Annotated in this window: 21 protein-coding genes; 10 read left to right on the forward strand and 11 right to left on the reverse strand. The window is 68.2% G+C overall.

Going from position 1 to position 22,566, the window contains the following annotated elements:
• Window positions 1–7 precede the first annotated feature (7 nt).
• Window positions 8–979, reverse strand: a complete 972-nt coding sequence (locus tag ACESK8_RS12065) for a sugar-binding transcriptional regulator (protein ID WP_372968826.1) — start codon at window positions 977–979, stop codon at window positions 8–10.
• Window positions 980–1,079: 100 nt separating this feature from the next.
• Between ACESK8_RS12065 and ACESK8_RS12070 the strand changes: the two genes are divergently transcribed.
• The 3 genes from ACESK8_RS12070 to glpK all read left to right on the forward strand — a co-directional run bounded on the left by ACESK8_RS12070 (window position 1,080) and on the right by glpK (window position 5,178).
• Entirely contained in the window at window positions 1,080–2,789 is a 1,710-nt protein-coding gene (locus ACESK8_RS12070; protein WP_372968827.1) for a glycerol-3-phosphate dehydrogenase/oxidase, read from the forward strand.
• Between the two features lie 92 nt (window positions 2,790–2,881).
• Entirely contained in the window at window positions 2,882–3,634 is a 753-nt protein-coding gene (locus ACESK8_RS12075; RefSeq protein ID WP_060925850.1) for an MIP/aquaporin family protein, read from the forward strand.
• Window positions 3,635–3,663: 29 nt separating this feature from the next.
• Window positions 3,664–5,178 carry a glycerol kinase GlpK gene (gene glpK / locus ACESK8_RS12080; protein ID WP_372968828.1) on the forward strand — a complete coding sequence of 505 codons (1,515 nt, stop codon included), beginning with the start codon at window positions 3,664–3,666 and terminating at the stop codon, window positions 5,176–5,178.
• A 136-nt stretch (window positions 5,179–5,314) separates the two neighbouring features.
• Here the strand turns inward: glpK and ffh are convergent, their stop codons facing one another.
• Both ffh and ACESK8_RS12090 read right to left on the reverse strand, forming a co-directional pair.
• Window positions 5,315–6,868, reverse strand: coding sequence for a signal recognition particle protein (gene ffh, locus ACESK8_RS12085; RefSeq protein ID WP_372968829.1), 1,554 nt, complete (start codon window positions 6,866–6,868; stop codon window positions 5,315–5,317).
• Window positions 6,869–7,013: 145 nt separating this feature from the next.
• A complete protein-coding gene (locus ACESK8_RS12090; protein ID WP_372968830.1) occupies window positions 7,014–7,610 on the reverse strand; it encodes a TetR/AcrR family transcriptional regulator in 597 nt (198 codons plus the stop codon).
• Between the two features lie 96 nt (window positions 7,611–7,706).
• Here ACESK8_RS12090 and lipB point away from each other — a divergent pair, with 96 nt between their 5' ends.
• Together lipB and lipA are read left to right on the forward strand one after the other, a co-directional pair.
• Window positions 7,707–8,360 carry a lipoyl(octanoyl) transferase LipB gene (gene lipB, locus ACESK8_RS12095; RefSeq protein WP_372968867.1) on the forward strand — a complete coding sequence of 218 codons (654 nt, stop codon included), beginning with the start codon at window positions 7,707–7,709 and terminating at the stop codon, window positions 8,358–8,360.
• Window positions 8,357–9,349: a lipoyl synthase gene (lipA, locus tag ACESK8_RS12100; protein WP_060925846.1), complete on the forward strand. Its 993-nt coding sequence runs from the start codon at window positions 8,357–8,359 to the stop codon at window positions 9,347–9,349. The genes lipB and lipA overlap by 4 nt, the downstream gene beginning before the upstream one ends.
• Before the next feature lie 19 nt (window positions 9,350–9,368).
• On the opposite strand, the gene ACESK8_RS12105 is transcribed toward lipA, so the two are convergent.
• The 3 genes from ACESK8_RS12105 to smc form a co-directional block, all read right to left on the reverse strand.
• Window positions 9,369–9,869 carry a DUF2004 domain-containing protein gene (locus ACESK8_RS12105; RefSeq protein ID WP_060925845.1) on the reverse strand — a complete coding sequence of 167 codons (501 nt, stop codon included), beginning with the start codon at window positions 9,867–9,869 and terminating at the stop codon, window positions 9,369–9,371.
• A 44-nt stretch (window positions 9,870–9,913) separates the two neighbouring features.
• A complete protein-coding gene (gene ftsY, locus ACESK8_RS12110) occupies window positions 9,914–10,786 on the reverse strand; it encodes a signal recognition particle-docking protein FtsY (RefSeq protein ID WP_060925844.1) in 873 nt (290 codons plus the stop codon).
• A 168-nt stretch (window positions 10,787–10,954) separates the two neighbouring features.
• A complete protein-coding gene (smc, locus tag ACESK8_RS12115) occupies window positions 10,955–14,512 on the reverse strand; it encodes a chromosome segregation protein SMC (RefSeq protein WP_372968831.1) in 3,558 nt (1,185 codons plus the stop codon).
• A 520-nt stretch (window positions 14,513–15,032) separates the two neighbouring features.
• On the opposite strand from smc, the gene ACESK8_RS12120 reads away from it, so the two are divergent.
• The 5 genes from ACESK8_RS12120 (at window position 15,033) to ACESK8_RS12140 (ending at window position 19,594) form a co-directional block, all read left to right on the forward strand.
• Window positions 15,033–15,314, forward strand: a complete 282-nt coding sequence (locus ACESK8_RS12120; RefSeq protein WP_060926032.1) for a hypothetical protein — start codon at window positions 15,033–15,035, stop codon at window positions 15,312–15,314.
• 13 nt (window positions 15,315–15,327) lie between these two features.
• Entirely contained in the window at window positions 15,328–16,416 is a 1,089-nt protein-coding gene (locus tag ACESK8_RS12125; protein WP_372968832.1) for a GNAT family N-acetyltransferase, read from the forward strand.
• Complete coding sequence (locus ACESK8_RS12130) at window positions 16,413–17,492, forward strand: N-acetyltransferase family protein (protein ID WP_372968833.1); 1,080 nt, start codon at window positions 16,413–16,415, stop codon at window positions 17,490–17,492. Before ACESK8_RS12125 ends, ACESK8_RS12130 begins: the two co-directional genes overlap by 4 nt.
• A gap of 87 nt (window positions 17,493–17,579) precedes the next feature.
• On the forward strand, window positions 17,580–18,275 hold the full coding sequence (locus ACESK8_RS12135; protein WP_372968834.1) for an ABC transporter ATP-binding protein: 696 nt from the start codon (window positions 17,580–17,582) through the stop codon (window positions 18,273–18,275).
• The gene (locus ACESK8_RS12140) at window positions 18,272–19,594 is read left to right on the forward strand and encodes a permease (protein WP_372968835.1); all 1,323 of its coding nucleotides are present in this window, start codon (window positions 18,272–18,274) and stop codon (window positions 19,592–19,594) included. Before ACESK8_RS12135 ends, ACESK8_RS12140 begins: the two co-directional genes overlap by 4 nt.
• Window positions 19,595–19,630: 36 nt before the next feature.
• Here the strand turns inward: ACESK8_RS12140 and mutM are convergent, their stop codons facing one another.
• The 5 genes from mutM to coaD form a co-directional block, all read right to left on the reverse strand.
• The gene (mutM, locus tag ACESK8_RS12145) at window positions 19,631–20,494 is read right to left on the reverse strand and encodes a bifunctional DNA-formamidopyrimidine glycosylase/DNA-(apurinic or apyrimidinic site) lyase (protein ID WP_372968836.1); all 864 of its coding nucleotides are present in this window, start codon (window positions 20,492–20,494) and stop codon (window positions 19,631–19,633) included.
• The gene (rnc, locus tag ACESK8_RS12150) at window positions 20,487–21,179 is read right to left on the reverse strand and encodes a ribonuclease III (protein ID WP_372968837.1); all 693 of its coding nucleotides are present in this window, start codon (window positions 21,177–21,179) and stop codon (window positions 20,487–20,489) included. Before rnc ends, mutM begins: the two co-directional genes overlap by 8 nt.
• 17 nt (window positions 21,180–21,196) lie before the next feature.
• Complete coding sequence (gene rpmF / locus ACESK8_RS12155; RefSeq protein WP_017830754.1) at window positions 21,197–21,406, reverse strand: 50S ribosomal protein L32; 210 nt, start codon at window positions 21,404–21,406, stop codon at window positions 21,197–21,199.
• 2 nt (window positions 21,407–21,408) lie between these two features.
• Window positions 21,409–21,957, reverse strand: a complete 549-nt coding sequence (locus ACESK8_RS12160; RefSeq protein WP_372968868.1) for a DUF177 domain-containing protein — start codon at window positions 21,955–21,957, stop codon at window positions 21,409–21,411.
• 83 nt (window positions 21,958–22,040) lie between these two features.
• The gene (gene coaD, locus ACESK8_RS12165) at window positions 22,041–22,538 is read right to left on the reverse strand and encodes a pantetheine-phosphate adenylyltransferase (RefSeq protein ID WP_060925836.1); all 498 of its coding nucleotides are present in this window, start codon (window positions 22,536–22,538) and stop codon (window positions 22,041–22,043) included.
• Window positions 22,539–22,566: the final 28 nt, after the last annotated feature.

Below are 22,566 nucleotides of genomic sequence, written 5' to 3' on the forward strand. Positions count from 1 at the left end.
CGACCCGTCAGTCGTCGACGAGTCGGCGCGCGAGCCCCTCATCCAGGACCACGTCCGTGATCAGCTCCGCAGCGATGGCCGCTCGCAGGCTGACCAGCTTCGGGACACCCGAGACCACGCAGACACGGCGCGGCACACGCCGAAGCCGATCGAGGCCGGGACCAGTCGCCCTGGCGTTCACCCTGATGTCCTTCCAGGAGCCGTCCGCACGGAAGAAGACCGTCGCGACATCGCCGATCGCGTGGTCCTCGCGCAGGCTTCGGTAGTCGTCGCGGCTCAGGTATCCCCCGACGTACACGCGACTCGGGACCTCTGCGGCCGGCGACCCGAGGCTGAACACCGCGATGTCCATCTTCGCCTGCAGGTCCAGCACGCGCCGCGTGCTGCGCTCCCGCCACATGGCCTCTCGGGTCGAGGGGTCGTCGAAGAACGCCGGCACCGGGAACTGCTGCACCTGCGCACCGAAGGCGCTGCCGAACCGCTGCAGGATGTCGCTGGAGTACTCGACGCCGCTGGTCTGGGTGTTGCCGGCGCCGTTGAGCTGCACGAAGGTCGTGTTGTGCGTCTCCTTCTGCGTGAGTCCCCGACTCACCGCACTGATCGTCGATCCCCACGCGACGCCGACGATCATGTTCGAGTCGACGAACTGCGAGAGCAGCCGGCCGGCGGTGAGTGCGACGCGCTCGAGGCGCTCCACCTCGCTGACGATCTCGGGGATCGGCACGACGTGCGCCACGACACGGTAGCGGTCGCGGATGCGCTGCTCCAGCATCCCGAGGCGCTCCAGCGGCGAGTTGATGCGGATGTCGACGAGTCCGCTCTCGCGCGCGAAGCTGAGCAGGCGCGACACCGACGACCGCGAGGTCTTCAACTCCTGCGCGATGACCTCCATGGTCTTGTCCTGCATGTAGTAGAGCTGCGCGGCGGTGAGCGCCGCGATCAGCTTCGCGTCCCGGGATCCCGCGTCGGATTGCGCCATGACGACCTCCTCCCTCCGATCTTTGCACATATGTGCAACGGGCTTGCGCGTACCGCCCGTGGAGGTCGATGCTGGGGGCAAGAACAGAGAGAGGTCGAAGATGATCGAGTCGACACACTCATCACCGGAACGCGCTGACGTCCGCGCGGTCCGAGAGTCCGGACGCACGAGCGTCCTCGTCATCGGAGCAGGGATCAACGGGATCTCCACCTTCCGTGACCTCGCCCTCCAGGGCGTGGACGTCCTGCTGGTCGAGCGAGGCGACTTCGCCTCCGGTGCGTCCGCCGCATCGAGCCACATGATCCATGGCGGCATCCGATACCTCGAGAACGGCGAGTTCCGTCTCGTGCGCGAGTCCGTCGAAGAGCGCAACGGCCTTCTGAAGATCGCCCCGCACTACGTCAAGCCGCTCGAGACCACCATCCCGATCTACTCGACGTTCTCGGGCATCCTCTCCGCTCCGCTGCGCTTCCTCACCCACAAGAGCGGCAAGCCCCAAGAACGCGGCGCCTTCCTCATCAAGGTCGGCCTGACGATCTACGACACGTTCTCGCGCGACGGCGGCATGGTCCCCCGTCACCGGTTCCTCGGCCGCAAGCGCTCGCTCGCCGAGCTCCCCTCGCTCGACCCGAACATCAAGTACACCGCGACCTACTACGACGCGTCCATGCACGACCCGGAGCGTCTGGCTCTGGACGTCCTCCAGGACGGCCGCGCCGCGCACCCCGGCGCCGTCGCGCTCAACTATGTCGAGGCGATCTCCCGGGACGGCGAGAAGGTCATCCTGCGCGACCGCGAGAGCGGAACCGAGTTCTCCGTCACCGCAGACGTCGTCGTCAATGCCTCCGGCCCGTGGACCGACCTGACCAACGACGCCCTCGGCACCGACACCCGCTTCATGGGCGGCACCAAGGGCTCGCACATCGTGCTCGACCACCCCGAGCTGCTCGAGGCCACCCGTGGCCGCGAGATCTTCTTCGAGCACTCCGACGGTCGCATCGTCCTCATCTACCCGCTCAAGGGCCGGGTGCTGGTGGGAACGACCGACATCGACGCGGACCCCCGCGAGGTGCCGGTGTGCACGGAGGAGGAGATCGACTACTTCTTCGACCTCATCCATCACGTCTTCCCGCAGATCGAGGTGACGCGAGAGCAGATCGTCTTCAACTTCTCCGGCATCCGCCCGCTCCCCCGGCACGAGGACACGGCTCCCGGGTTCGTCTCTCGCGACTACCGCATCGAGGTCGACGACAAGGGCGCAGCGCCGCTCGTGAGCCTCGTCGGAGGCAAGTGGACCACGTTCCGTGCACTCGGCGAGTCGCTGTCGGACGTCGTGCTCGGGCTGATCGGCCGGACCCGCACGGTCTCGACCGTCGGCCGTGCCATCGGCGGAGGCCGCGACTTCCCGCGGACCGAGAAGGCCCGTCGGATCTGGATCCAGGAGAACCTTCCCGGTGCCGGAGACCGCGCGGAGCGCCTGCTCGCCCGCTACGGCACCCGCGCCGCACAGGTCTGGGCCTACGTCGAGCAGGGCGATGACGCGCCTCTCGTCGGTGGCGACCTGTCGACCAGGGAACTCGCGTGGATGGTCGAGAACGAGATGGTCGCGCGCCTCCAGGACGTCGTCCTCCGTCGCACCAGCATCGCGTTCACGGGCAATGCCGACGCGGATGTGCTCGAAGAGCTTGCCGATGCGCTGGCTCCTCTGCTCGACTGGGACCGTGCACGACACGATGCCGAGCTCGAGCAGACGCGTGAGCTGCTCAACGAGCGCCATGGACTCCAGATCTCGTCCCGCGCACGCGGCTGACGAGAGATCCGAACGCCGCCCTCCACGCGGCGTAATTCCCAACAAGTGCCAGGGCTAAGGGGCCCTGGCACTCAAGAAAGGTCAATGAAGACATGACTGAAGTGAATCTCGGTCTCTACTTCCTCTCGGAGTTCGTCGGCACTGCGCTGCTGATCCTCCTCGGATGTGGTGTGGTCGCAAACGTCGCGCTCGCGAAGAACAAGGGCTTCGGCGGCGGCTTCCTGATGGTCAACTGGGGGTGGGGTCTCGCGGTCTTCGTGGGTGTCCTCGCCTCGGCATACTCCGGCGCCATCCTGAACCCGGCCGTCGGCATCGGCCTCCTGGTCGCGAACAAGATCGACTTCTCGCAGTTCGCCGTCGCCACCGGCGCGGAGCTGCTCGGAGCCATCGTCGGTGCGATCCTCACCTGGCTCGCCTACAAGCAGCACTTCGACGAGGAGCCCGACCCGGCCAACAAGCTCGGCGTCTTCTCGACGGGTCCTGCGATCCGCTCCTACGGATGGAACCTCGTCACAGAGGTCATCGGCACGTTCGTCCTCGTGTTCGCGGTCTTCGCGTTCGCCGACTACGGCGACATCGAGATCGGCGTCCCCGGAGGCCTCGGACCGCTCAGCGCGCTGCCCGTCGCCCTCGTCGTCGTCGCGATCGGTGCCTCCCTCGGTGGACCGACCGGTTACGCGATCAACCCTGCCCGTGACCTCGGCCCGCGTATCGCTCACGCCATTCTGCCGATCAAGGGCAAGGGCTCAAGCGACTGGTCGTACTCCTGGGTGCCGGTGGTCGGCCCCCTCGTCGGTGGCGTCCTCGCCGCCCTCGCAGCGCCCGCGCTGCTCAACCTCGCCTGACCCCGAACCTGACTTCAAAGGAGAACACAATGGCCGACTACATCATCGCCATCGATCAGGGCACAACCTCCAGCCGCGCGATCATCTTCGACAAGAAGGGCAGCATCATCGCGACGGGTCAGAAGGAGCACGAGCAGATCCTTCCGAAGGCAGGCTGGGTCGAGCACGACCCCGCCGAGATCTGGCGCAACGTGCAGGAGGTCATCGGTCTCGCCCTGAGCCGTGCCGACCTGACGCGCCACGACATCGCCGCCGTCGGCATCACCAACCAGCGCGAGACCGCGGTGGTCTGGGACAAGACGACCGGCAAGGCCGTCTACAACGCGATCGTCTGGCAGGACACGCGTACGCAGGAGATCGTCGACCGCCTCGCGGCCGACGGCGGGGTCGAGCGGTTCAAGCCCGTCGTGGGCCTCCCTCTGGCCACGTACTTCTCCGGCACGAAGATCGCGTGGATCCTCGAGAACGTCGAGGGTGCGCGCGAGAAGGCGGATGCCGGCGACCTGGTCTTCGGCACGACGGACAGCTGGGTTCTCTGGAACCTCACCGGTGGTGTCGACGGCGGCGTGCACGTGACGGACGTCACCAACGCGTCGCGGACGATGTTCATGGATCTCGAGACGCTCGAGTGGCGTGACGACATCCTCGAGGCGTTCGGCGTGCCTCGCTCGATGATGCCCGAGATCCGCTCCTCCTCCGAGGTCTACGGCGCAGCCGAGGACTCGTCGCTGCTGCGCGAGACGCCGATCGCCGGCATCCTGGGAGATCAGCAGGCGGCCACGTTCGGCCAGGCGGCGTTCAACACCGGTGAGAGCAAGAACACGTACGGCACCGGCTGCTTCCTCATCTTCAACACGGGTGAGGAGATCGTCCACTCCAAGAACGGGCTGCTGACCACGGTCGGCTACAAGCTCGGCGACGGGCCGACGCACTATGCGCTCGAGGGGTCGATCGCCGTCACCGGGTCGCTGATCCAGTGGCTGCGTGACCAGCTCGGCATCATCGGCTCCGCCCCCGAGGTGGAGGAGCTCGCCAAGCAGGTCGACGACAACGGCGGCGTCTACATCGTGCCGGCGTTCTCGGGTCTGTTCGCGCCGTACTGGCGTCCGGACGCCCGCGGTGCGATCGTGGGTCTCACCCGCTACGCGAACAAGAACCACATCGCCCGCGCAGCACTCGAGGCCGTGGCGTTCCAGACCCGCGATGTGCTGGACGCGGTCAACGCCGATGCCGGTGTCGACCTCACCGAGCTCAAGGTCGACGGCGGAATGGTCGCCAACGACGCCCTGATGCAGTTCCAGGCGGACGTGCTCGGCGTTCCGGTCGTCCGACCGGTCGTCGCCGAGACCACCGCGCTGGGCGCCGCATACGCTGCGGGCCTGGCGGTCGGGTTCTGGAACGGCCTGGACGACCTCTCCGCGAACTGGCAGGAGGACCGTCGTTGGGAGCCGTCGATGGAGGACGCAGAGCGCGACCGTCAGCTGCGGCTGTGGCGCAAGGCCGTCAGCAAGTCGATGGACTGGGTCGACGAGGACGTGAAGTAACCTCAGGTTCCTGAGGAGGCGGGCCCGGAGGATTCCTCCGGGCCCGCTTCGTCTGTCCGGTCGAGGTCACCCGCGCGGTCCGACCATCGAACGGTCTCCGCCAGCGAGACGGTCCGCCGTTCGAGACCGACGGGCGTCAGTTCTTGCCGAAGAGCTTCTGGATCTCCGCGAGGTCGGCCTCGCTCGGCGCCTTCGCGCCGCCCAGGCCGAAACCGGATCCGGTGGGCGTCGAGCCCGCGGTGAGGCCGGCATTCTCTGCGGCGCGCTTCGCGGGGTTGCCCGAGCGCGACCCGCCGGACGACTTGCCCTTCTTGCCGCGCTTGGAGGATGCGCCCGGCTTGCCGAGACCGGGCATGGCGCCCATTCCCGGGATGTTCGGGGTGCCGCCTCTGGCGACGGTCTTCATCATCTTCGCCGCCTGGTCGAATCGAGCGACCAGCTGGTTCACGTCGGTCACGGTCATGCCCGATCCGCGCGCGATCCGCAGGCGGCGGGAGCCGTTGAGGACCTTGGGGTTGCGACGCTCGCCGGGAGTCATGGACCGGATGATCGCCTCGGTCCGGTCGATCTCGCGCTCGTCGAAGTCCTCGAGCTGCTGCTTCATCTGCCCCATGCCGGGGAGCATCCCCAGCATCTTCTTCATCGAGCCCATCTTCTTCATCTGCTGAAGCTGGTCGAGGAAGTCCTCGAGGGTGAACTGCTCGGTCGCGAGCTTCTCGGCCATCTTGACGGCCTCTTCCTCATCGAAGGCCTGCTGGGCCTGTTCGATGAGGGTGAGGATGTCACCGAGGTCGAGGATGCGGCTCGCCATGCGATCCGGGTGGAAGGGCTCGAGGTCTTCGAGGCGCTCACCGGTGGAGGCGAAGATGATGGGACGGCCGGTGACGGAGGCGACGGAGAGCGCCGCACCACCGCGCGCGTCGCCGTCGAGCTTGGACAGCACGACGCCGGTGAAGTCGACGCCCTCCTGGAAGGCCCGCGCGGTGTTCACCGCATCCTGACCGATCATCGCGTCGATGACGAAAAGGACCTCGTCCGGGTCGGTCGCCTTGCGGATGTCCGAGGCCTGCTTCATGAGCTCCGCATCGACGCCCAGACGTCCGGCGGTGTCGATGATGACCACATCGTGCTGGTGACGGCGTGCGTGCTCGACGCCGTCACGGGAGACCTTCACGGGATCGCCGACGCCGTTGCCCGGCTCGGGGGCGTAGACGGTCGCGCCCGCCTGCTCGGCGACGACCTGGAGCTGGTTGACGGCGTTCGGGCGCTGCAGGTCGGCGGCGACGAGCAGCGGGGTGTGGCCCTCGCCCTCGAGCTGCTTCGCGAGCTTGCCGGCGAATGTCGTCTTGCCCGAACCCTGGAGCCCCGCGAGCATGATGACCGTCGGGGCCGTCTTCGCGAACCGGAGTCGGCGCTGCTCGCCGCCGAGGATCTGGACCAGCTCCTCATTGACGATCTGGACGACCTGCTGCGCCGGGTTCAGGGCCTTGCTGACCTCGTCGCCGAGCGCCCGCTCGCGCACCTTCGCGGTGAACTCCTTGACGACGGTGAGCGCGACGTCGGCGTCGAGCAGCGCACGACGGATCTCGCGCACGGTGCCGTCGACATCGGCCGCGGTGAGCTTTCCCTTCGTGCGGAGGTTGCGGAAGGTCTCGGTGAGCCGATCGGAGAGCGTGCCAAAGGTAGCCATGGTGACACCGAGTTTACGCGAATCCGGCGCCCTTCTCCGCGCTCGGCGAGGCTCCGACGACGAGTTCGTCCTGGAAGAGCTCCTTCACGCGACCACCATGGTCTCGCCCAGCAGGTCCGGCGCGTCATCCGGCCCCTCGCGCCGGTCACGACGTCGGAGCACTCCACGGCAGTCGTCCGATCGCACTCATCGCGTCGACGAAGCGGTCAGCCACCGACCCCCGACCGGCACCGCTCTCCGCCCAGGCGCGTATCGCGGCGATCACCGCGGCGGCCCAGGTCGCAGCCACGATGTCGGCGGCCAGCGCGGAGACACCGGAGCGGTGCGCGAGGTCGGCAAGTGCCGCCGCGAGTCTCGCCTGTCGCAGCGCGGCGTCGCGTTCGAGTTCGTCGTCGAGGCCCATGGCGGAGGAGTTCGTCATCGCGAGGGCGAGGCTGTCCGGGGCGAAGCCGTCGACGAGGGCCGTGAGGATGCGCCTGACCTCTCCGCCCTGCCGATCCTCGGGCACGGCGACCAGGTCGTCGACAGCGCGACCGATGCGATCATCCAAGCCCGACCACAGCACGTCGCTCTTCGAGGAGAAGTAGTTGAAGAAGCTCGATCGACTGACGCCGGCCCGCTGCGTGATGTCGGCGACGGAAGTCGCGTCGTAGCCGCGTTCCAGGAAGAGCTCGCAGGCGGCTTCCGCGAGAGTCTCTCGGGACGATGCCTTCGGGCGTCCGGCTCGGCTGGGACTGCTCATGCTCACACGCTACCGCTCGACGGTTCGTGGCGTGTCCCGAGTCGAAGAGGAGTATTCTTAGACGCAATCCATCTATTGACCGAGAGCGAGTCGCTCATGCTCGACATCCTCACCCCCGGCCTCGCCCCTGCGTACGTCCCGTATTCAGACGGCTGGGAGCTCCAGCGTCGGATCCACGCAGACGTGGTCGACGGCACGCGTCCTGACACGCTCATCCTCCTCGAGCATGAAGCGGTCTATACGGCCGGCAAGCGCACCGAACCGCAGGAGCGTCCGCAGGACGGCACTCCGGTCATCGACGTGGATCGGGGCGGCAAGATCACTTGGCACGGACCCGGCCAGCTCGTCGGCTATCCGATCGTCCGCCTCCCCGAGCCGATGGACGTCGTCGCCCACGTACGCCGTCTCGAGCGCATCCTGATCGACGTCCTGCGTCCCTTCGGGGTGGACGGCCGTCAGGTCGACGGCCGGAGCGGGGTGTGGGTCCGTCGACCTCTCTCCGAAGACAAGGTCGCCGCGATCGGCGTCCGCGTGCAGCAGGGAGTGACCATGCACGGCTTCGCGATCAACTGCGACAACAGCCTCGCGGGCTTCCGCGACATCATCCCGTGCGGGATCACCGACGCGGGGGTCACCACCGTGAGCGAGGTCGTGGGCGCCGACATCTCTCCCGCCGACATCATCGAATCCGTGTCGGCCGCCTTCGTCGCCGACTACTCGACCGCCCAGCAGGCAGGAGCCTACGCATGACCGCCGCCGCACCCGAGGGACGGAAGCTGCTCCGTCTCGAGATCCGGAACGCCGAGACACCCATCGAGCGCAAGCCGGAGTGGATCAAGACCAAGGCGAAGATGGGTCCGGAGTACACCGCGCTGCACTCGCTCGTGAAGAGCGAGGACCTGCACACGGTGTGCCAGGAGGCCGGCTGTCCCAACATCTTCGAATGCTGGGAGGACCGCGAGGCGACCTTCCTCATCGGTGGCTCGCAGTGCACGCGGCGCTGCGACTTCTGCCAGATCGATACCGGGAAGCCCGACGCCTACGACACGGACGAGCCGCGCCGGGTCGCCGAGAGCGTCGTGCGCATGAACCTCCGCTACGCGACGGTGACCAGCGTCGCGCGCGACGATCTGCCGGACACCGGCGCCTGGCTCAACGCGGAGACCGTGCGCAAGATCCATGAGCTGAACCCGAACACCGGCGTCGAGCTCCTCGCCAACGAGCACAATGCGGATCCCGCGTTCCTGGGCCAGATCTTCGACGCACGGCCCGAGGTGTTCGCGCACAATGTCGAGACCGTGCCACGCATCTTCAAGCGCATCCGGCCGGCCTTCCGCTATGAGCGCTCGCTCGATGTCATCACCCAGGGCCGCGATGCAGGACTCATCACCAAGTCCAACCTCATCCTGGGTATGGGGGAAGAGCCCGAAGAGGTGGTGCAGGCCCTGAACGACCTGCATGAGGCCGGCTGCGACATCATCACGATCACGCAGTACCTGCGCCCCTCCCCTCGCCACCTGCCGGTGGCCCGGTGGGTGAAGCCGGCCGAGTTCGTGGAGTTCAAGGAGGAGGCGGAGCGAATCGGATTCCTCGGCGTCCTCGCCGGCCCGCTCGTCCGTTCCTCGTATCGCGCAGGGCGCCTGTGGGCGCAGTCGATGCTGTCGAAGGGCCGCGAGATCCCCCCGCACCTCGCGCACATCGCCGACAGCGCAGACCTCGGCTTCGCTCAGGCCGTCTGAGCCGCGACGGTGGTGAGCGTCAGTCGGCGCTCATCACCGACTGCACGCTGCCGTCGGAACCGAGGTTCACGAGCAGGACGTCATCGGTGGTCGCGGCGTCGAGGGCGTACTCCAACACCGCGAACGGCTCCGAGCCGCCGTGCTCGTCGGCGAGGATCGTCATGCTCATGAGCCGAAGCGAGCGGATGATGTCGACGGCGGCGTCGCCGCTCACGTCGACCAGCACGTCTTCGAGTTCGTCCCCGTAGGCCTCCTGCTGCTGCAGGATGTACTCGGTCACCTCGCTCGTGCGATCGTCGACCTCGGAGAGCATCCCGCGACGCGAGGTGGCGTCCACATTCTCCAGACCGGAGATGAGGGAGGCGGCGATGTCGAGCGCGTCCGCGGACACGTCGTCCTGGTCCGGCGCGGTGAGATCGACGGTGACGCTCTGGTCACCGAGCTCCACCGTCTCAGACCAGAAGATCGAGCCGTCCGGTCCCGAGGACAGGAGTCCGAAGTAGTCGTGTTCGATCGCCATAACGCTATGAAACCAGCCTCGTGCTCGCGGCGGTAGTCCCGACCTCAGCCGACGAGCGACTGGACGAAGACATGGGGGGTGAAACCGGTCAGATCGTCGATGCCCTCGCCCTGTCCGAGGAGCTTGACGGGGATGCCGGTGCGCTCCTGCACCGCGAGCACGAAACCACCCTTGGCGGAGCCGTCGAGCTTGGTCAGGACGAGCCCCGTGACGCCCGCGTGCTCGAGGAAGGCCTCGGCCTGCATCACGCCGTTCTGACCGGTGGTCGCATCGAGCACCAGCAGCACCTCGCTGATGGGAGCCTGCTTCTCGATCACACGACGGATCTTGGACAGCTCGTCCATCAGCCCACCCTTGGTGTGCAGGCGGCCGGCGGTGTCGATGATCGCGATCTCGATGCCCTCACGCTGAGCGAACTCGATCGTCTGATACGCGACGGATGCGGGATCCTGCCCCTCCTGCTGGGGACGGACGATGGCCGCTCCCCCGCGCTGCGCCCAGGTGGCGAGCTGGTCGACCGCGGCAGCGCGGAAGGTGTCGGCAGCACCCACGACGACACTGCGCTGGAAGCCCCGGAGGAACTTCGTGAACTTGCCGATGGTGGTGGTCTTGCCCACTCCGTTGACGCCGACGACCAGCACGACGGCCGGGCGCTCGGTCAGCTTGAGGGTGGTGTCGAACTTGGCGAAGTGCTCTTCCAGCGTCTCGCGGAGCATCCGCTGCAGGTCCTGAGGGTCGGTCGTCCGAAAACGCTCGACCTTCTCGCGGAGCTCCTCCACGACGCGCTCGCTGATGTCAGGACCGAAATCGGCCGTGATGAGCGCCGTCTCGAGGTCTTCCCACGTCGTCTCGTCGATCGTGGGCTTGACGAACATCCCGCGCAGTGCACGGGTGAGGGACCAGGACTTCTCCGCCATGACTCCAGCCTACGGGTCGCGTGCCGACCCCCTGCATCGACACCTACGCTCTGAGCACAACTTCGGAGACGGCAGCCGCCTCGCCGTGCCGGGACAGGGCAACTCGGCGTGTCCTCGACGATCTCCGAAGCCGTGCTCGTTCAGGGGGGGCGAGCCGTGCCCCGCGGGTCAGCCTGCGGCCACCGCGCGCTCCGCGGCGCGGTCCCCGACGCGCTGTCCGACGACCGCGGACACTCCGTCCTGCCGCATCGACACCCCGTAGAGTGCGTCCGCGATCTCCATCGTGCGCTTCTGGTGCGTGATGATCAGCAACTGCGAGCTCTCGCGCAGCTGCTCGAAGACCGTCAGCAGTCGACCGAGGTTCGCGTCGTCCAGCGCCGCCTCGACCTCGTCGAGGATGTAGAAGGGACTCGGCCGCGCCTTGAAGATGGCGACGAGCAGAGCGACCGCCGCGAGCGACCGCTCCCCGCCGGACAGCAGGGACAGGCGCTCGATCTTCTTGCCGACGGGGCGCACCGACACCTCGATGCCGGTCGTGAGCAAGTTCTCCGGATCGGTGAGCGAGATGCTCCCCGAGCCTCCCGGGAACAGCAGCGGGAAGACCTCGCCGAACGCGGTCCTGGTGTCCTCGAAGGCGCTCGCGAAGATGGTCTGCATCCGCTCATCGAGGTCCGCGATGATCGTCAGCAGGTCCTGCCGCGTCTGCGTGAGGTCGGCGAGCTGCTCGGTCAGGAAGGCATGACGCTGTTCGAGTGCTGCGAACTCCTCCAGCGCGAGCGGATTGACCCGTCCGAGCTGGGCGAGCTTCCGCTCGGCCTCTGCCAGGCGGCGCTGCTGGATGCGTCGGTCGAAGGGGATCGCGGTGTCGTCTACGAGCTCTCCGTCGGCGGGCTCAGACAGCGGATCGCGCGGAACGACCTGGTCAGGGCCATATTCCGCAATGAGAATATCTTCGTCGAGTGCGAGCTCGGATGAGACTCGCTCCAGCAGGCTGTTGAGGTGGAGCTTCTTCTCGTGGATCTGCAGTTCGAGTCCGTGCACGCTCTCGGTCAGGCCGGCGAGCCGCTCGCGAAGCGACGTCTCCTGCGCACGCAGCGCCGTCAGCTCCTCGTTCTGGGCCGACCGGGCGGCCTCGGCCTCGGCGAGAGCGACGCGGGCTTCCGTCACCGAACGATCGATCGAGTCGAGGATGCGCGGCAGCTCCTCGGCGACACCGGATGCAGCCTCTCGCTGCGCGCGTCGGATGACCGCGCGCCGGGCCGCCTCGGCCGCAGCATCCCGCTCCTGCTCCCGCTGGCGCTCGAGACTCGCCACTCTCGCCTGGGCGGCACGGACGCGCTCGCGCAGCGTCTCGATCTCGAGGCGCGACCTCACCTCGTTCTCCCTCGCGAGTTCGAGCGCCTCGAGCAGACCGTCACGCGCTGAGGCATCGAGCACCGGCCGGGGTGCTGCGACCGCGGCATCCAACTCCGACTTCGCCTTCTCGGCCTTCACCTCGGCATCCTGGACCGCGCTCTGCGCCTGGGCGAGTCCTGCCTCCAGCCGCTCGCACTCCGCGACGGCCGACTCGTGGGTCACCGTGATGCGGTTCACCTGCTCGGCGTGACTCGCGAGTGCCGCATCATGCTCTCGCAGCGCACGGAGCGTCTCCTTGGCGTGGCGCCGGGAGGTCTCCACCGCCTCGTTCGCGTCTTCCCGCGCTTCACGGAGCGAGTCGACGATGACCTGCACCTCGGCCAGTCGCTCGACCGCCGCATCCCGCTCGGCTGCGAGCTCGAGACGGGAACGCTCGCCTCCCGACCCGGTGCGCAGGGTCTCGGCGGTGACGACGTCGCCTCCGGAGGTGACGATCGTCGTCGTCGTGTCTCCGGCCGCATCCAGAGCAGTCCGCGCCGAGCGCGCCGCATCCAGATCGTCCGCGATCAGGACATGCGAGAGGACGCCGAGGACTCCATCGGGCGCGCTGACCGTGTCGACGGCCGGCGTCACACCGTCGAGTGTCGGAAGCTGCACGGACGGCCGCGCCGCATCGGCGACGACGAAGTCGACCACTCCCCTGCGGTTCTCTGCGGCGTCACGGGCGAGTGCGAACGCATCGGTCGACCGCTCGACGAGGACGCCTTCGGCAAGAGACCCCAGCACGGCGGCGATGGCCGCTTCGAAACCTGCCCTGACCTGCACCGAGTCGCCGACGAGACCGCGGATGCCTGCACCGCCCGTCTTCACGATCTCTGCCGCGCCGCCCGAGATCGCGAGGGCGCTGCCGAGGGCCGCCGACTTCGCGGTCAGCGCATCGACCTCTCGCTCGGCGGCGTGCAGACGCTCGCGCAGCGTCTCCCGCTCGGTCTCTGCGGCCGTCGCTGCGCGCTGAGCGCTCTCGTAAGCGGCGGAGTACTCTGCCGCTGTTCCTTCGGGCGCCTCGGCGTCGTCGATGGCCTCGAGTGCCTCGGCCGCCTCGCGGCGCCGGGTGTTCGCCGCCTCGAGCGCGTTCTCGGCTCGCAGCACCGCACCGCGCACCGCGGCGAGGGCGGAGGATGCGGCCTCCGCCGTGCCTCGCAGCGCACTGAGTCGCATGTCGTACTCCGAGACGAGTGCGCTCTGCTCGGCGATGTCGACGTCGAGGGTGTCGAGCTCGGCTCGCGCGTGCACGACCTCGCGGCTCGCCACGGTGGCCGCGTCCTGAGCGTCGCCGAGGCCCGCGGAGATCTCGGTGATCTCGTCCTTCGCCTCGTCGATCGTGCTCTGGGTCACCGTCACGGCCGTCACCGCGGCGTCGTCCTCCTCCGAGCCGAGCAGCGCGAGGCGCTGGTTGGCGAGCGTGTACAGCCCCCGCATGCGCTCCTGCACCTGCTCGAGACCGAAGGCGACTCCGCGCGCCTGATCGACCGCGACCGAGTTCTGGTCCTGCTCGAGGCGAGCGATGCTCCCTCGTACCGCCTCGGCCTGATCCGACAGCACGAGACGCTCGGTGTGACGCTCGTGCTCGGTCCTGGTGTGGTCGGCGAGGGCGGTGCGCAGCGCGACGACGTCGTCGGCGAAGATCCTGGCCTTGGCGTCGCGGACCACCGCGGCGATCGTCTGCGCCTCGCGGGCGATCTCGGCCTGCCGCCCCAACGGCTTGAGCTGGCGTCGGATCTCACCGGCCAGATCGCTGAGCCGAGTGAGATTGGTCTCCATCGCGTCGAGCTTGCGGAGGGTCTTCTCCTTGCGACGGCGGTGCTTGAGGATGCCGGCTGCCTCTTCGATGAAGCCTCGACGGTCCTCCGGCGACGCCTGCAGCACCGTGTCCAGGCGACCCTGTCCGACGATGACGTGCATCTCGCGGCCGAGTCCCGAGTCGCTGAGCAGTTCCTGCAGGTCGAGCAGACGGCAGTTCTCGCCGTTGATCGCGTACTCGCTCGAGCCGTTGCGGAACAGCGTCCGGCTGATCGTCACCTCGGCGAACTCGATCGGCAGCGCTCCGTCGCTGTTGTCGATCGTGAGCTGCACCTCGGCGCGTCCGAGGGGACCTCGCGTGGAGGTGCCGGCGAAGATGACGTCCTCCATCTTGCCGCCGCGCAGGGTCTTCGCGCCCTGCTCGCCCATCACCCAGGCGAGGGCGTCGACGACGTTGGACTTGCCCGACCCGTTCGGACCGACGATGCAGGTGACCCCCGGTTCGAAGACGAAACTCGTCGGCTGCGCGAAGGACTTGAACCCCTTGAGGGTCAGGCTCTTCAGATGCATGCGCGGACCGCGCTTCCGGGGTGAATCACGCCCATACGCTACCGGAATGACGGCTCAGAACCGGCATCCCGCGCGGGATGCGGACGAACCGGCATGACGGGCGACACGCCGGTACGCGCCGGGCATCCTTGACGGACACGCCCGGGATTCGCTACCGTAACCTCCGGATCGCCACTCGAAAGGAGGTTACCGATGATCACTCAGCTCAACGCACAGGCCACAGGCCTCGCCGCGCCATTCGCGCCGCGCCTTGCGCACTCGGTAACCGCCGGCGTCCGATTCACCGCGCTGTCGTAGAACCGTCGCACGAGGACTCTGCCCGGTGACGGGCGTCCTCTTCGCCGCGCTCGCGCGCCCCATCCTCTGACCCGCCCTCGGGTCACGGATCCCGCCGATTCCGGCGGTCGCCTTCTCGCGACCCCGGACCCTCGACTCCCTCCGCCCTCAGACGGCCGCCTTCATGGCGCCGTCGACGGCGATCTCCGCATTCATCCACACCGTTCATCTCGAAGGAACCATCGTGAACACCACGCTGTATCGCAGCACCACCCACCCACCGGATACCGAGGGCCGACAGGTCCTCCACATCCCTGCACCGGACGAGCTGCAGCGCCTGGCGCTGTCCGATCGTCTCTCGCTCCGGATCGGCCTCTGGCTGCTCCAGCGGGCTCAGCGTCCTCGCCCTGCCCGTCGCATCACTGCGGCCGACGGAGTGGACGCACTGCACCTCGAGCGACGGAACCGCACCGCCGCCGAGACCTACGCCCTGCTCACGTACGACCTGCAGCGTCAGCTGCGCTGACCCGGAGATCCGAATGAGCATCGCACTCACCTCAGGTGCCTCCCTGCATCCGCTCGTGCTGCCTGCGCGAGCGGATGCCGCGGACGCGGGAGAGTTCCGTGAGCTCTCCCGCGTCCGCAACGCCGTGTACCGGGAGCTCACGGGCCGCAGCGAGCAGGATCTCACGCCCGAGGCGCTGCTGCCTCTGCTGCGTTCCCGCCCCGAGAGGACCACCGTCGTCTGGGCGGTGCGCGTCGATGGCGATATCGTCGGCCGCGCCGTCGTCGACATCCCGCACGAGGAGGGATCGAGGGTGGCCATCGCCTCGATCGAGATGCTCCCGCGCGTCTGGGGACGCGGCATCGGCCGCGCCATCGTCCCGCACATCGAGGCCGTCGTCCGACAGCACGGCCGCACCGTCATCCAGAACTGGACGGAGCAGCAGGCCGGCGACGGTCGACGGCTTCAGGCGCGCACCGGGTTCGGGAGCGTTCCTGACGACCATGTCGCCCGGTTCCTGACCCGGCAGGGGTTCAGCCTGGAGCAGGTGTATCGCGTGAGTCGGCTGGACATGGCTCCGGGCGCCGTCGAGCGCGCCGCGGCACTGCTGAGAGAGGCCGAGGGGTTCTCGACCGACTACCGGGTGCTGCAGTGGATCGTGCCGACTCCGGCGGAGCACCTCGACGGCTACGCATGGCTCAAATCGCGTATGTCGACCGATGCGCCGTCGGCTGACCTGGAGACCGACGAGGAGACCTGGGATGCCGACCGGCTCATCGCCGCCGAGAAGCGCATCGCCGAGATGGGGCAGACCGTGCAGGTGACGGCCGCCCAGCACATCGCGACGGGCGAGCTCACCGCGTTCACCGAGCTCGGCATCGGGCCGGACGTCCGCGGCACCACGCATCAGCACGACACGCTCGTGCTGAAGGAGCATCGCGGGCACCGTCTCGGCCAGCTCGTGAAGAGCACAGCCCTCCTGTCCTGGCCGGAGGTCGCACCGGACTCCCCCGACCTGATCACCTACAACGCCGAGGAGAACCGGCCGATGCTCTCCATCAACGAGGCCATGGGCTTCGTCCCCATCGCGTACGAAGGCGCCTGGAAGAAGGAACTGACATGACGACACTCACCCTGACGATCAGTGCGCTGACCGTCCCCGCGTCGCTGGACGCCGATGACGCCGCCGACTTCCGCGCGTACGGAGAGCTGAACAGGTTCATCTGCGACGAGGCCGTCGGCCTGCCCGACATCGCTCCGGACGCCGCTCAGATGCTGGCCGCCTGGCAGGACGGCACCGACACGCTGCAGACCGGCTTCGTGGCGCGAGTGGGCGACGACATCGTCGGCATGATCACGATCTCGTACCCGCAGGAGGAGGACGCGCATGCCGCCGAGGTGGATCTGCTCGTCCCGCAGGAGCACTGGGGTCGAGGAGTCGAGGATGCTCTCCTCGCGCTCGCCGAGTCGGAGGCTCGAGCGCACGGCCGATCGCTGCTCCAGACCTGGACGCTGCACCGGCCGATCGAGGACGACCGGATGATCGTGCCGAACACCGGATGGGGTCGCATCCCTGCCACCGCACTGTCCGACGCCCTCAGCGCTCGCGGGTACGCCTTCGAGCAGGTCGAGCGGAACAGCGAGTTCGATCTGCGCTCCGACCCGACCGCGCTGCGAGCGATGCTCGATGCCGCGACCGCCGCCGCCGGACCCGACTACCGGGTGCACCAGTGGCTCGCCCCCACACCCGCGGAGTTCCGAGCGGGGTACGCCGCGATCCTCGCCCGGCTGTCGACGGATGCGCCCAGTGGTGACATGGACTTCGCAGCCGAGGAGTGGGATGCCGATCGCGTCGTCCGTCGTGAGAGGCGTCTCACGAGCGCCGGACAGACGCTGTCCGTCGTCGTCGTCGAGCACGTGCCCAGCGGCGACCTCGTGGCGTACAACGAGCTGCTCGTCGGTGCGGACCGGACCGGTGTGACCCATCAGCTCGGAACCCTCGTCTCGGGCGATCATCGCGGTCACCGCCTCGGCACCGTGGTGAAGTGCGCCAATCTGCTGCGCTGGCGCGAACTCGTGCCGACGTCGCCGACGGTCTCGACCTTCAACGCCGAGGAGAATCGTCCGATGCTGGGGATCAACGAGGCCATCGGCTTCGTCCCGGTCTCGTACGCGGGTGCCTGGCAGAAGCGGATCTGAGAGTCATCCGATCGGTGTACGCGGCGCAGGGCGGATCATCCGCCTGACCGATGCACCGATCGGATGCTCCGCGCGAGGCTGGGAGACATGAACGACTCCGTCCTCGAAGCCCGCTCCCTCACCAAGTCCTACGGCAGCACGCGCGCACTCGCCGGCGTGGATCTGACGATCCACCGCGGCGAGTCCGTCGCGATCATGGGCGCGTCCGGCTCGGGCAAGACCACCCTGCTGCATGTGCTCGCCGGCATCATCACCCCCGACACCGGGACCGTGTCGTTCCAGCCCTCGACCGGGACGCCTGTCGAGCTCGCAGGGCTCAGCGAAGCCGCGCGGTCACGACTGCGCAGGGAGCGGTTCGGATTCGTCTTCCAGCAGGGACTGCTCATCCCCGAGCTCACCGCTGTGGAGAACGTCGCGCTCGCCTCCATGATCAACGGGGTGAAGCGGGCGGATGCCACGGCGCACGCCGCATCCTGGCTCGCTGCCCTGGGGCTCGCCGGTATGGAGGAGCGCCGCATCGGCGAACTGTCGGGTGGACAGGCCCAGCGCGTCGCGATCGCCCGCGCCCAGGCGACCGGAGCGGACCTCGTCTTCGCGGACGAGCCGACCGGCGCACTGGACTCGCAGACGTCGCAGGAGGTCATGAACGCCTTGCTCTGGTCGACCACCGGCCAGGGACGCACTCTCCTCGTCGTCACCCACGACCCGGATGTCGCGGCTCGCTGCTCACGGGTCGTCGCTGTGCGCGACGGCCGGATCATCCCCTCGGCGGTGTCGGCATGAACGCGCGCGTCCTGACACTGCTCCTGCGCCCCGCGCCAGGGCAGAACGCCGTTCTGGCGCTTCCGATCATCGCCTTCGGCGTGGTCACGGCGCTCGTGCTGACCGTGGTCGGCGGCGCGCAGTCGTTCTGGTCGTGGACCGACGACTACGCTCCGGTGTACCAGGCCCTCGCCGCGATCGCGCTGGTGCTGCTCGTCGTCCCGCTGATGAACCTCGGGGGTGCGGCCGCGCGCCTCTCGGCGCGGCGGCGGGATGAGCGCCTGTCGACACTGCGCCTGCTCGGGGTCACCCCGATGGGCGTGAGTGTCGCCACGGTGATCGAGTCCGTGCTCGTCGCCGCCGTGGGCGCCCTCGCCGGAGTGCTCGTCTACCTCGCGGCATCCCCTCTCATCGGATTGATCCCGTTCCGCGGTACCGCTCTCGGCGTCGAGGCCGTCGTCCTCTCCCCGTTGGCGATCCTCGGAGTGGTCGCCGGCGTGCTGCTCGTCGCGGCCGGAAGCGCTGTGCTCGGACTCCGCCGCGTGATCGTGTCGCCGCTGGGCGTCCGGATGCGCACGACAGCCGCACCCGTGCACTGGTTCCGCGCCATCATCGCTGTCTCGGTGCTGGCCATGGTCTTCGTGCTGGTGAAGATCTTCCCGTCCGTCGCGGGGCTCGCCATGACGATCGTGACCCTCGCTGTGCTCTTCGCCGTCGCTCTCGCTGTGCTCAACGTGATCGGGCCCTGGGTGCTGAAAGTCGCAGCGTCCCGCCAGCTCCGCCGTGCCGAGGTCCCCGATCGGCTCCTCGCCGCCCGGATGGTGCTCGATTCGCCGAAGGCCGCGTGGCGGCAGGTCAGCGGCATCGCGATGGCGAGTTTCATGGCCGTGTTCGCGGGCACCGGCGTCTCGCTGATGAACGTGATGAACAGCGGCGACCTCTCCTCCGCGGATGCGGCGCTGGCCGTCGACATGCGCACGGGCCTCGTCATCACGCTGATCGCCTCGTTCCTGATGGTCGCGGCGTCGGTGGGTGTCAACCAGGCGGCATCCGTGCTCGACCAGCGTGACCTGCACGTGAGCCTGCATCAGCTCGGCGTACCCCTCGACACGGTCGACACGGCGCGACGCCGGGCCATCATGTCGCCGCTGCTCGTGACAGCGATCGGATCGGCGCTCACGGCGGGTGTGCTGGTATTCCCCCTGCTCGGGATCGCTCTGATCACCGCGCCGGAATCCCTTCTCACGATCGGCGTCGTGGTCGCGACCGGGATCGCCGTGGTGTGGGCGAGCACCCGAGCCACCCGGCCGCTGCTCGCCCGCTCGTTCCACGCCGCGTGAGCTCTGCTGAAGGTCAGCACGCAGAGCGTCAGTGCGTCAGCGGCGGCGCTGGCAGCGAGGGCAGTAGTGGCTGGAGCGGTTCATGAACGCCTCGCGGCGGATCAGTCCGCCGCAGCGCGGGCACGGCTGTCCACCTCGGCCATAGGCGTTGAGCGAGTGCGCGAAGTACCCCGCCTGGCCGTTCACGTTGACGTACTGGGCGTCGAAGCTCGTACCGCCCTCGGCGAGAGCCTTGGCGAGGACCGTGCGGACCTCGGCGAGCAGACGCGCCACCGCCTGCGCCGACAGCGTCCGTCCGGCCGTCTCCGGGTGGATGCGGGCGGCCCACAGAGATTCGTCGGCGTAGATGTTGCCGACCCCGCTGATCACCTGCTGGTCGAGCAGGATCCGCTTGATGGCGCTGTTGCGCCTACGCACGGCCATCACGAACGCCCGGTCGTCGAAGAGAGGATCGATCGGGTCCCGGGCGATGTGCACGACCTGGGTCGGGATGCGCGAAGGGCCGTCCGCCACGAGATCGTCGACCGCGAGCGAGCCGAACGTGCGCTGGTCCGCGAAGACGATCGCCAGCTCGCCGTGCTGCGGGTGCTCGACATCGATGCGGATCCGCTCGTGGCGCTCGGCCGGGGCATCCGGCGTGCGAAGCAGCATCTGGCCGCTCATTCCGAGGTGGGCGATCAGAGCATCCTCGGCCGAGGCGAGCGGCAGCCACAGGAACTTGCCTCGGCGCTCGGCGCCGGCGAACGTCCGTCCCTCGAGACGCGCGACGAAGTCGGCGGCACCGGAGGCGTGTCGCGTCAGCGCCCGCTCGTCCCACACGGTCACCGCGGTGATCAGGGAGCCGATGGCCGCCGGCGCCAGCCCGGCTCTGACGACCTCGACCTCGGGGAGCTCAGGCACGCTCGCTGAGCAGGCGCCAGGCGCTGAGCGCGGCAGCCATCTCGGCCGTCTTCTTGCTGCTGCCCTTGCCCGTCATCGCCACGTCGCCGACGACGACCGTCGCGACGAAGCGGCGATCGTGGTCGGGGCCGCTGGCCTCGACCGAGTACACCGGCGGCGTCGAGCCGGCTCGAGCAGCCAGCTCTTGCAGGCTGGTCTTCGGATCCATCGCCGCGCCGTAGCGTTCGGGGTCGGCCAGCAACGGCGCCGTGAGCCGCAGCACGAGTTCGGTGGCGGCCTCGGGACCTGCGGACAGATACGTCGCTCCGATCACGGCTTCCATCGTGTCGGCGAGGATCGAGTCCTTGTCGCGGCCACCCGTCTGCTCCTCACCTCGGCCGAGCAGCAGGTGGCTGCCCAGGTCGATGGCGCGAGCGACCTCGGCCAGAGCGACGGTCGACACGACGCTGGCACGTCGCTTGGCGAGTTCGCCCTCATCGAGACCGGGATGCGTCGTGAACAGCATCACGGTGACGGCCTGGCCGAGCACCGAATCGCCGAGGAACTCCAGGCGTTCGTTGTGCGGGATACCGCCGTGTTCGTACGCGTAGGAGCGATGGGTGAGCGCCAACTCCAGAAGCTCCGCGTCGATATCGACGCGGAGCTTCTCTGGGAGAGGTCTCGTCCCCCCAGGGACCTCAGTCACAGTCGTGAAGTCGCGACTCAGACGTCGGCGACCTTGCGACCCTTGTACTCGAGGAACAGCTCGGTGCCCTGCGAGTCGGTGACGACCTTGGCCTGGTGAGGACGGCTGTAGACGACCTGGCCGTTCTCGATGGTCTTGACGAGTGCGACGGGTGCCGCCTTCCACTGCGCGCGGCGCGAGCGGGTGTTCGAACGGGATACCTTGCGCTTCGGGGGGTTACCAGCCATGACTAGCTCTCTTCTTTCTCGGCGGCTCGGCTCTGTGCCTCACCGTCTTGGTCTGTGATCTGCTGGAGCGCGCTCCACCGAGGATCGATGGGAGCCACCTGCTCCTTACCGGTGCTCGCGGTCAGCCTCTCGCCCGTCTCCGGGTCGAGCCCGGGGCAATCCGGCTGACACACCGGCTGAAATGGAAGCGACAATACGGCCGCATCCCTGACTAGAGTTTCAAGATCCACGTGGTCGTCTTGAACCTCGAAGTCAGTTTCTTCCTCACCAGGATACGCGAAAAGCTCCTGGAACTCGACTTCGACGGGCCGAGCGATGTCGATGAGGCATCGACCGCACACTCCGGAGTACTCGGCGTCGACGGTTCCGGACACGAGGATGCCCTCGTGGACCGACTCCAGACGGACGTCCAGGTCGAGCTCGGAGCCCGCCTCGTACGAGACGATCCCCTCTCCCCACGCGTCTTTCAGGGTCACCGAGAACTCGTGCTCGCGCATCTCGCCCGGCTTGCGGACGATGTCGCGGACAGGAAGGACGAAAGGACCATTCATTCGGGAACGCACCCCGCAATGGTACCGGCTCTACGGCGCGGGAGGCTGGTTCCGGGCTGAGCGCGACGCGCCGCAGTCGCCGGTCAGATCCCTCGGGCGCCGGTGTCGAGGAAGGCGGCGACGGCCGGCGGGACGAAGGGCGAGACATCGCCTCCGAGGCTCGCGACCTGACGCACGAGGGAGCTGGACACCAGGGCGTGCGCGGGATCGGGCAGGAGGAACACGGTCTCGATGTCCGCGAGGTGACGGTTGACGATCGCCATCGGCGACTCGTAGGCGACGTCGATCTGCGAACGGATGCCCTTGACCAGCACGCCTGCACCCACGTCCCGCGCATAATCGACGAGGAGGCCCATGCTCCACGATCCGACGATGACGTTGCCGTCCATGCCCTCGTCCGCGATCGACTGCTCGATCAGCGACATCCGGGCTGCGATCGGCAGCATCGCCTCCTTGCCGGGGTTGTGCACCACGAGCACGTGCAGCTCGTCGTACAGCTTGGCCGCACGACGGATCACGTCGAGGTGGCCCAGGGTCGGCGGATCGAAGGAACCCGGGACGACGGCGATCCGGCTGCTCATGTCACCAGCCTAGGGCACACGCCGAGGG

It is taken from the genome of Microbacterium sp., assembly GCF_041641055.1.
In the GTDB taxonomy this organism is placed as follows: Bacteria; Actinomycetota; Actinomycetes; order Actinomycetales; family Microbacteriaceae; genus Microbacterium.

Bases quoted from the DNA above. Each gene is read 5' to 3' on its own strand.
- lipA (WP_060925846.1), top strand. From the start codon at position 8,357: ATGACCGCCGCCGCACCCGAGGGACGGAAGCTGCTCCGTCTCGAGATC.
- ACESK8_RS12135 (WP_372968834.1), top strand. From the start codon at position 17,580: ATGAACGACTCCGTCCTCGAAGCCCGCTCCCTCACCAAGTCCTACGGC.
- ACESK8_RS12130 (WP_372968833.1), top strand. From the start codon at position 16,413: ATGACGACACTCACCCTGACGATCAGTGCGCTGACCGTCCCCGCGTCG.
- ffh (WP_372968829.1), bottom strand. From the start codon at position 6,868: ATGGCTACCTTTGGCACGCTCTCCGATCGGCTCACCGAGACCTTCCGC.
- lipB (WP_372968867.1), top strand. From the start codon at position 7,707: ATGCTCGACATCCTCACCCCCGGCCTCGCCCCTGCGTACGTCCCGTAT.
- ACESK8_RS12065 (WP_372968826.1), bottom strand. From the start codon at position 979: ATGGCGCAATCCGACGCGGGATCCCGGGACGCGAAGCTGATCGCGGCG.
- coaD (WP_060925836.1), bottom strand. From the start codon at position 22,538: ATGAGCAGCCGGATCGCCGTCGTCCCGGGTTCCTTCGATCCGCCGACC.
- ACESK8_RS12125 (WP_372968832.1), top strand. From the start codon at position 15,328: ATGAGCATCGCACTCACCTCAGGTGCCTCCCTGCATCCGCTCGTGCTG.
- ACESK8_RS12140 (WP_372968835.1), top strand. From the start codon at position 18,272: ATGAACGCGCGCGTCCTGACACTGCTCCTGCGCCCCGCGCCAGGGCAG.
- ACESK8_RS12160 (WP_372968868.1), bottom strand. From the start codon at position 21,957: ATGAATGGTCCTTTCGTCCTTCCTGTCCGCGACATCGTCCGCAAGCCG.
- ACESK8_RS12075 (WP_060925850.1), top strand. From the start codon at position 2,882: ATGACTGAAGTGAATCTCGGTCTCTACTTCCTCTCGGAGTTCGTCGGC.
- glpK (WP_372968828.1), top strand. From the start codon at position 3,664: ATGGCCGACTACATCATCGCCATCGATCAGGGCACAACCTCCAGCCGC.
- ACESK8_RS12070 (WP_372968827.1), top strand. From the start codon at position 1,080: ATGATCGAGTCGACACACTCATCACCGGAACGCGCTGACGTCCGCGCG.
- rpmF (WP_017830754.1), bottom strand. From the start codon at position 21,406: ATGGCTGGTAACCCCCCGAAGCGCAAGGTATCCCGTTCGAACACCCGC.
- ftsY (WP_060925844.1), bottom strand. From the start codon at position 10,786: ATGGCGGAGAAGTCCTGGTCCCTCACCCGTGCACTGCGCGGGATGTTC.
- ACESK8_RS12105 (WP_060925845.1), bottom strand. From the start codon at position 9,869: ATGGCGATCGAACACGACTACTTCGGACTCCTGTCCTCGGGACCGGAC.
- smc (WP_372968831.1), bottom strand. From the start codon at position 14,512: ATGCATCTGAAGAGCCTGACCCTCAAGGGGTTCAAGTCCTTCGCGCAG.
- ACESK8_RS12090 (WP_372968830.1), bottom strand. From the start codon at position 7,610: ATGAGCAGTCCCAGCCGAGCCGGACGCCCGAAGGCATCGTCCCGAGAG.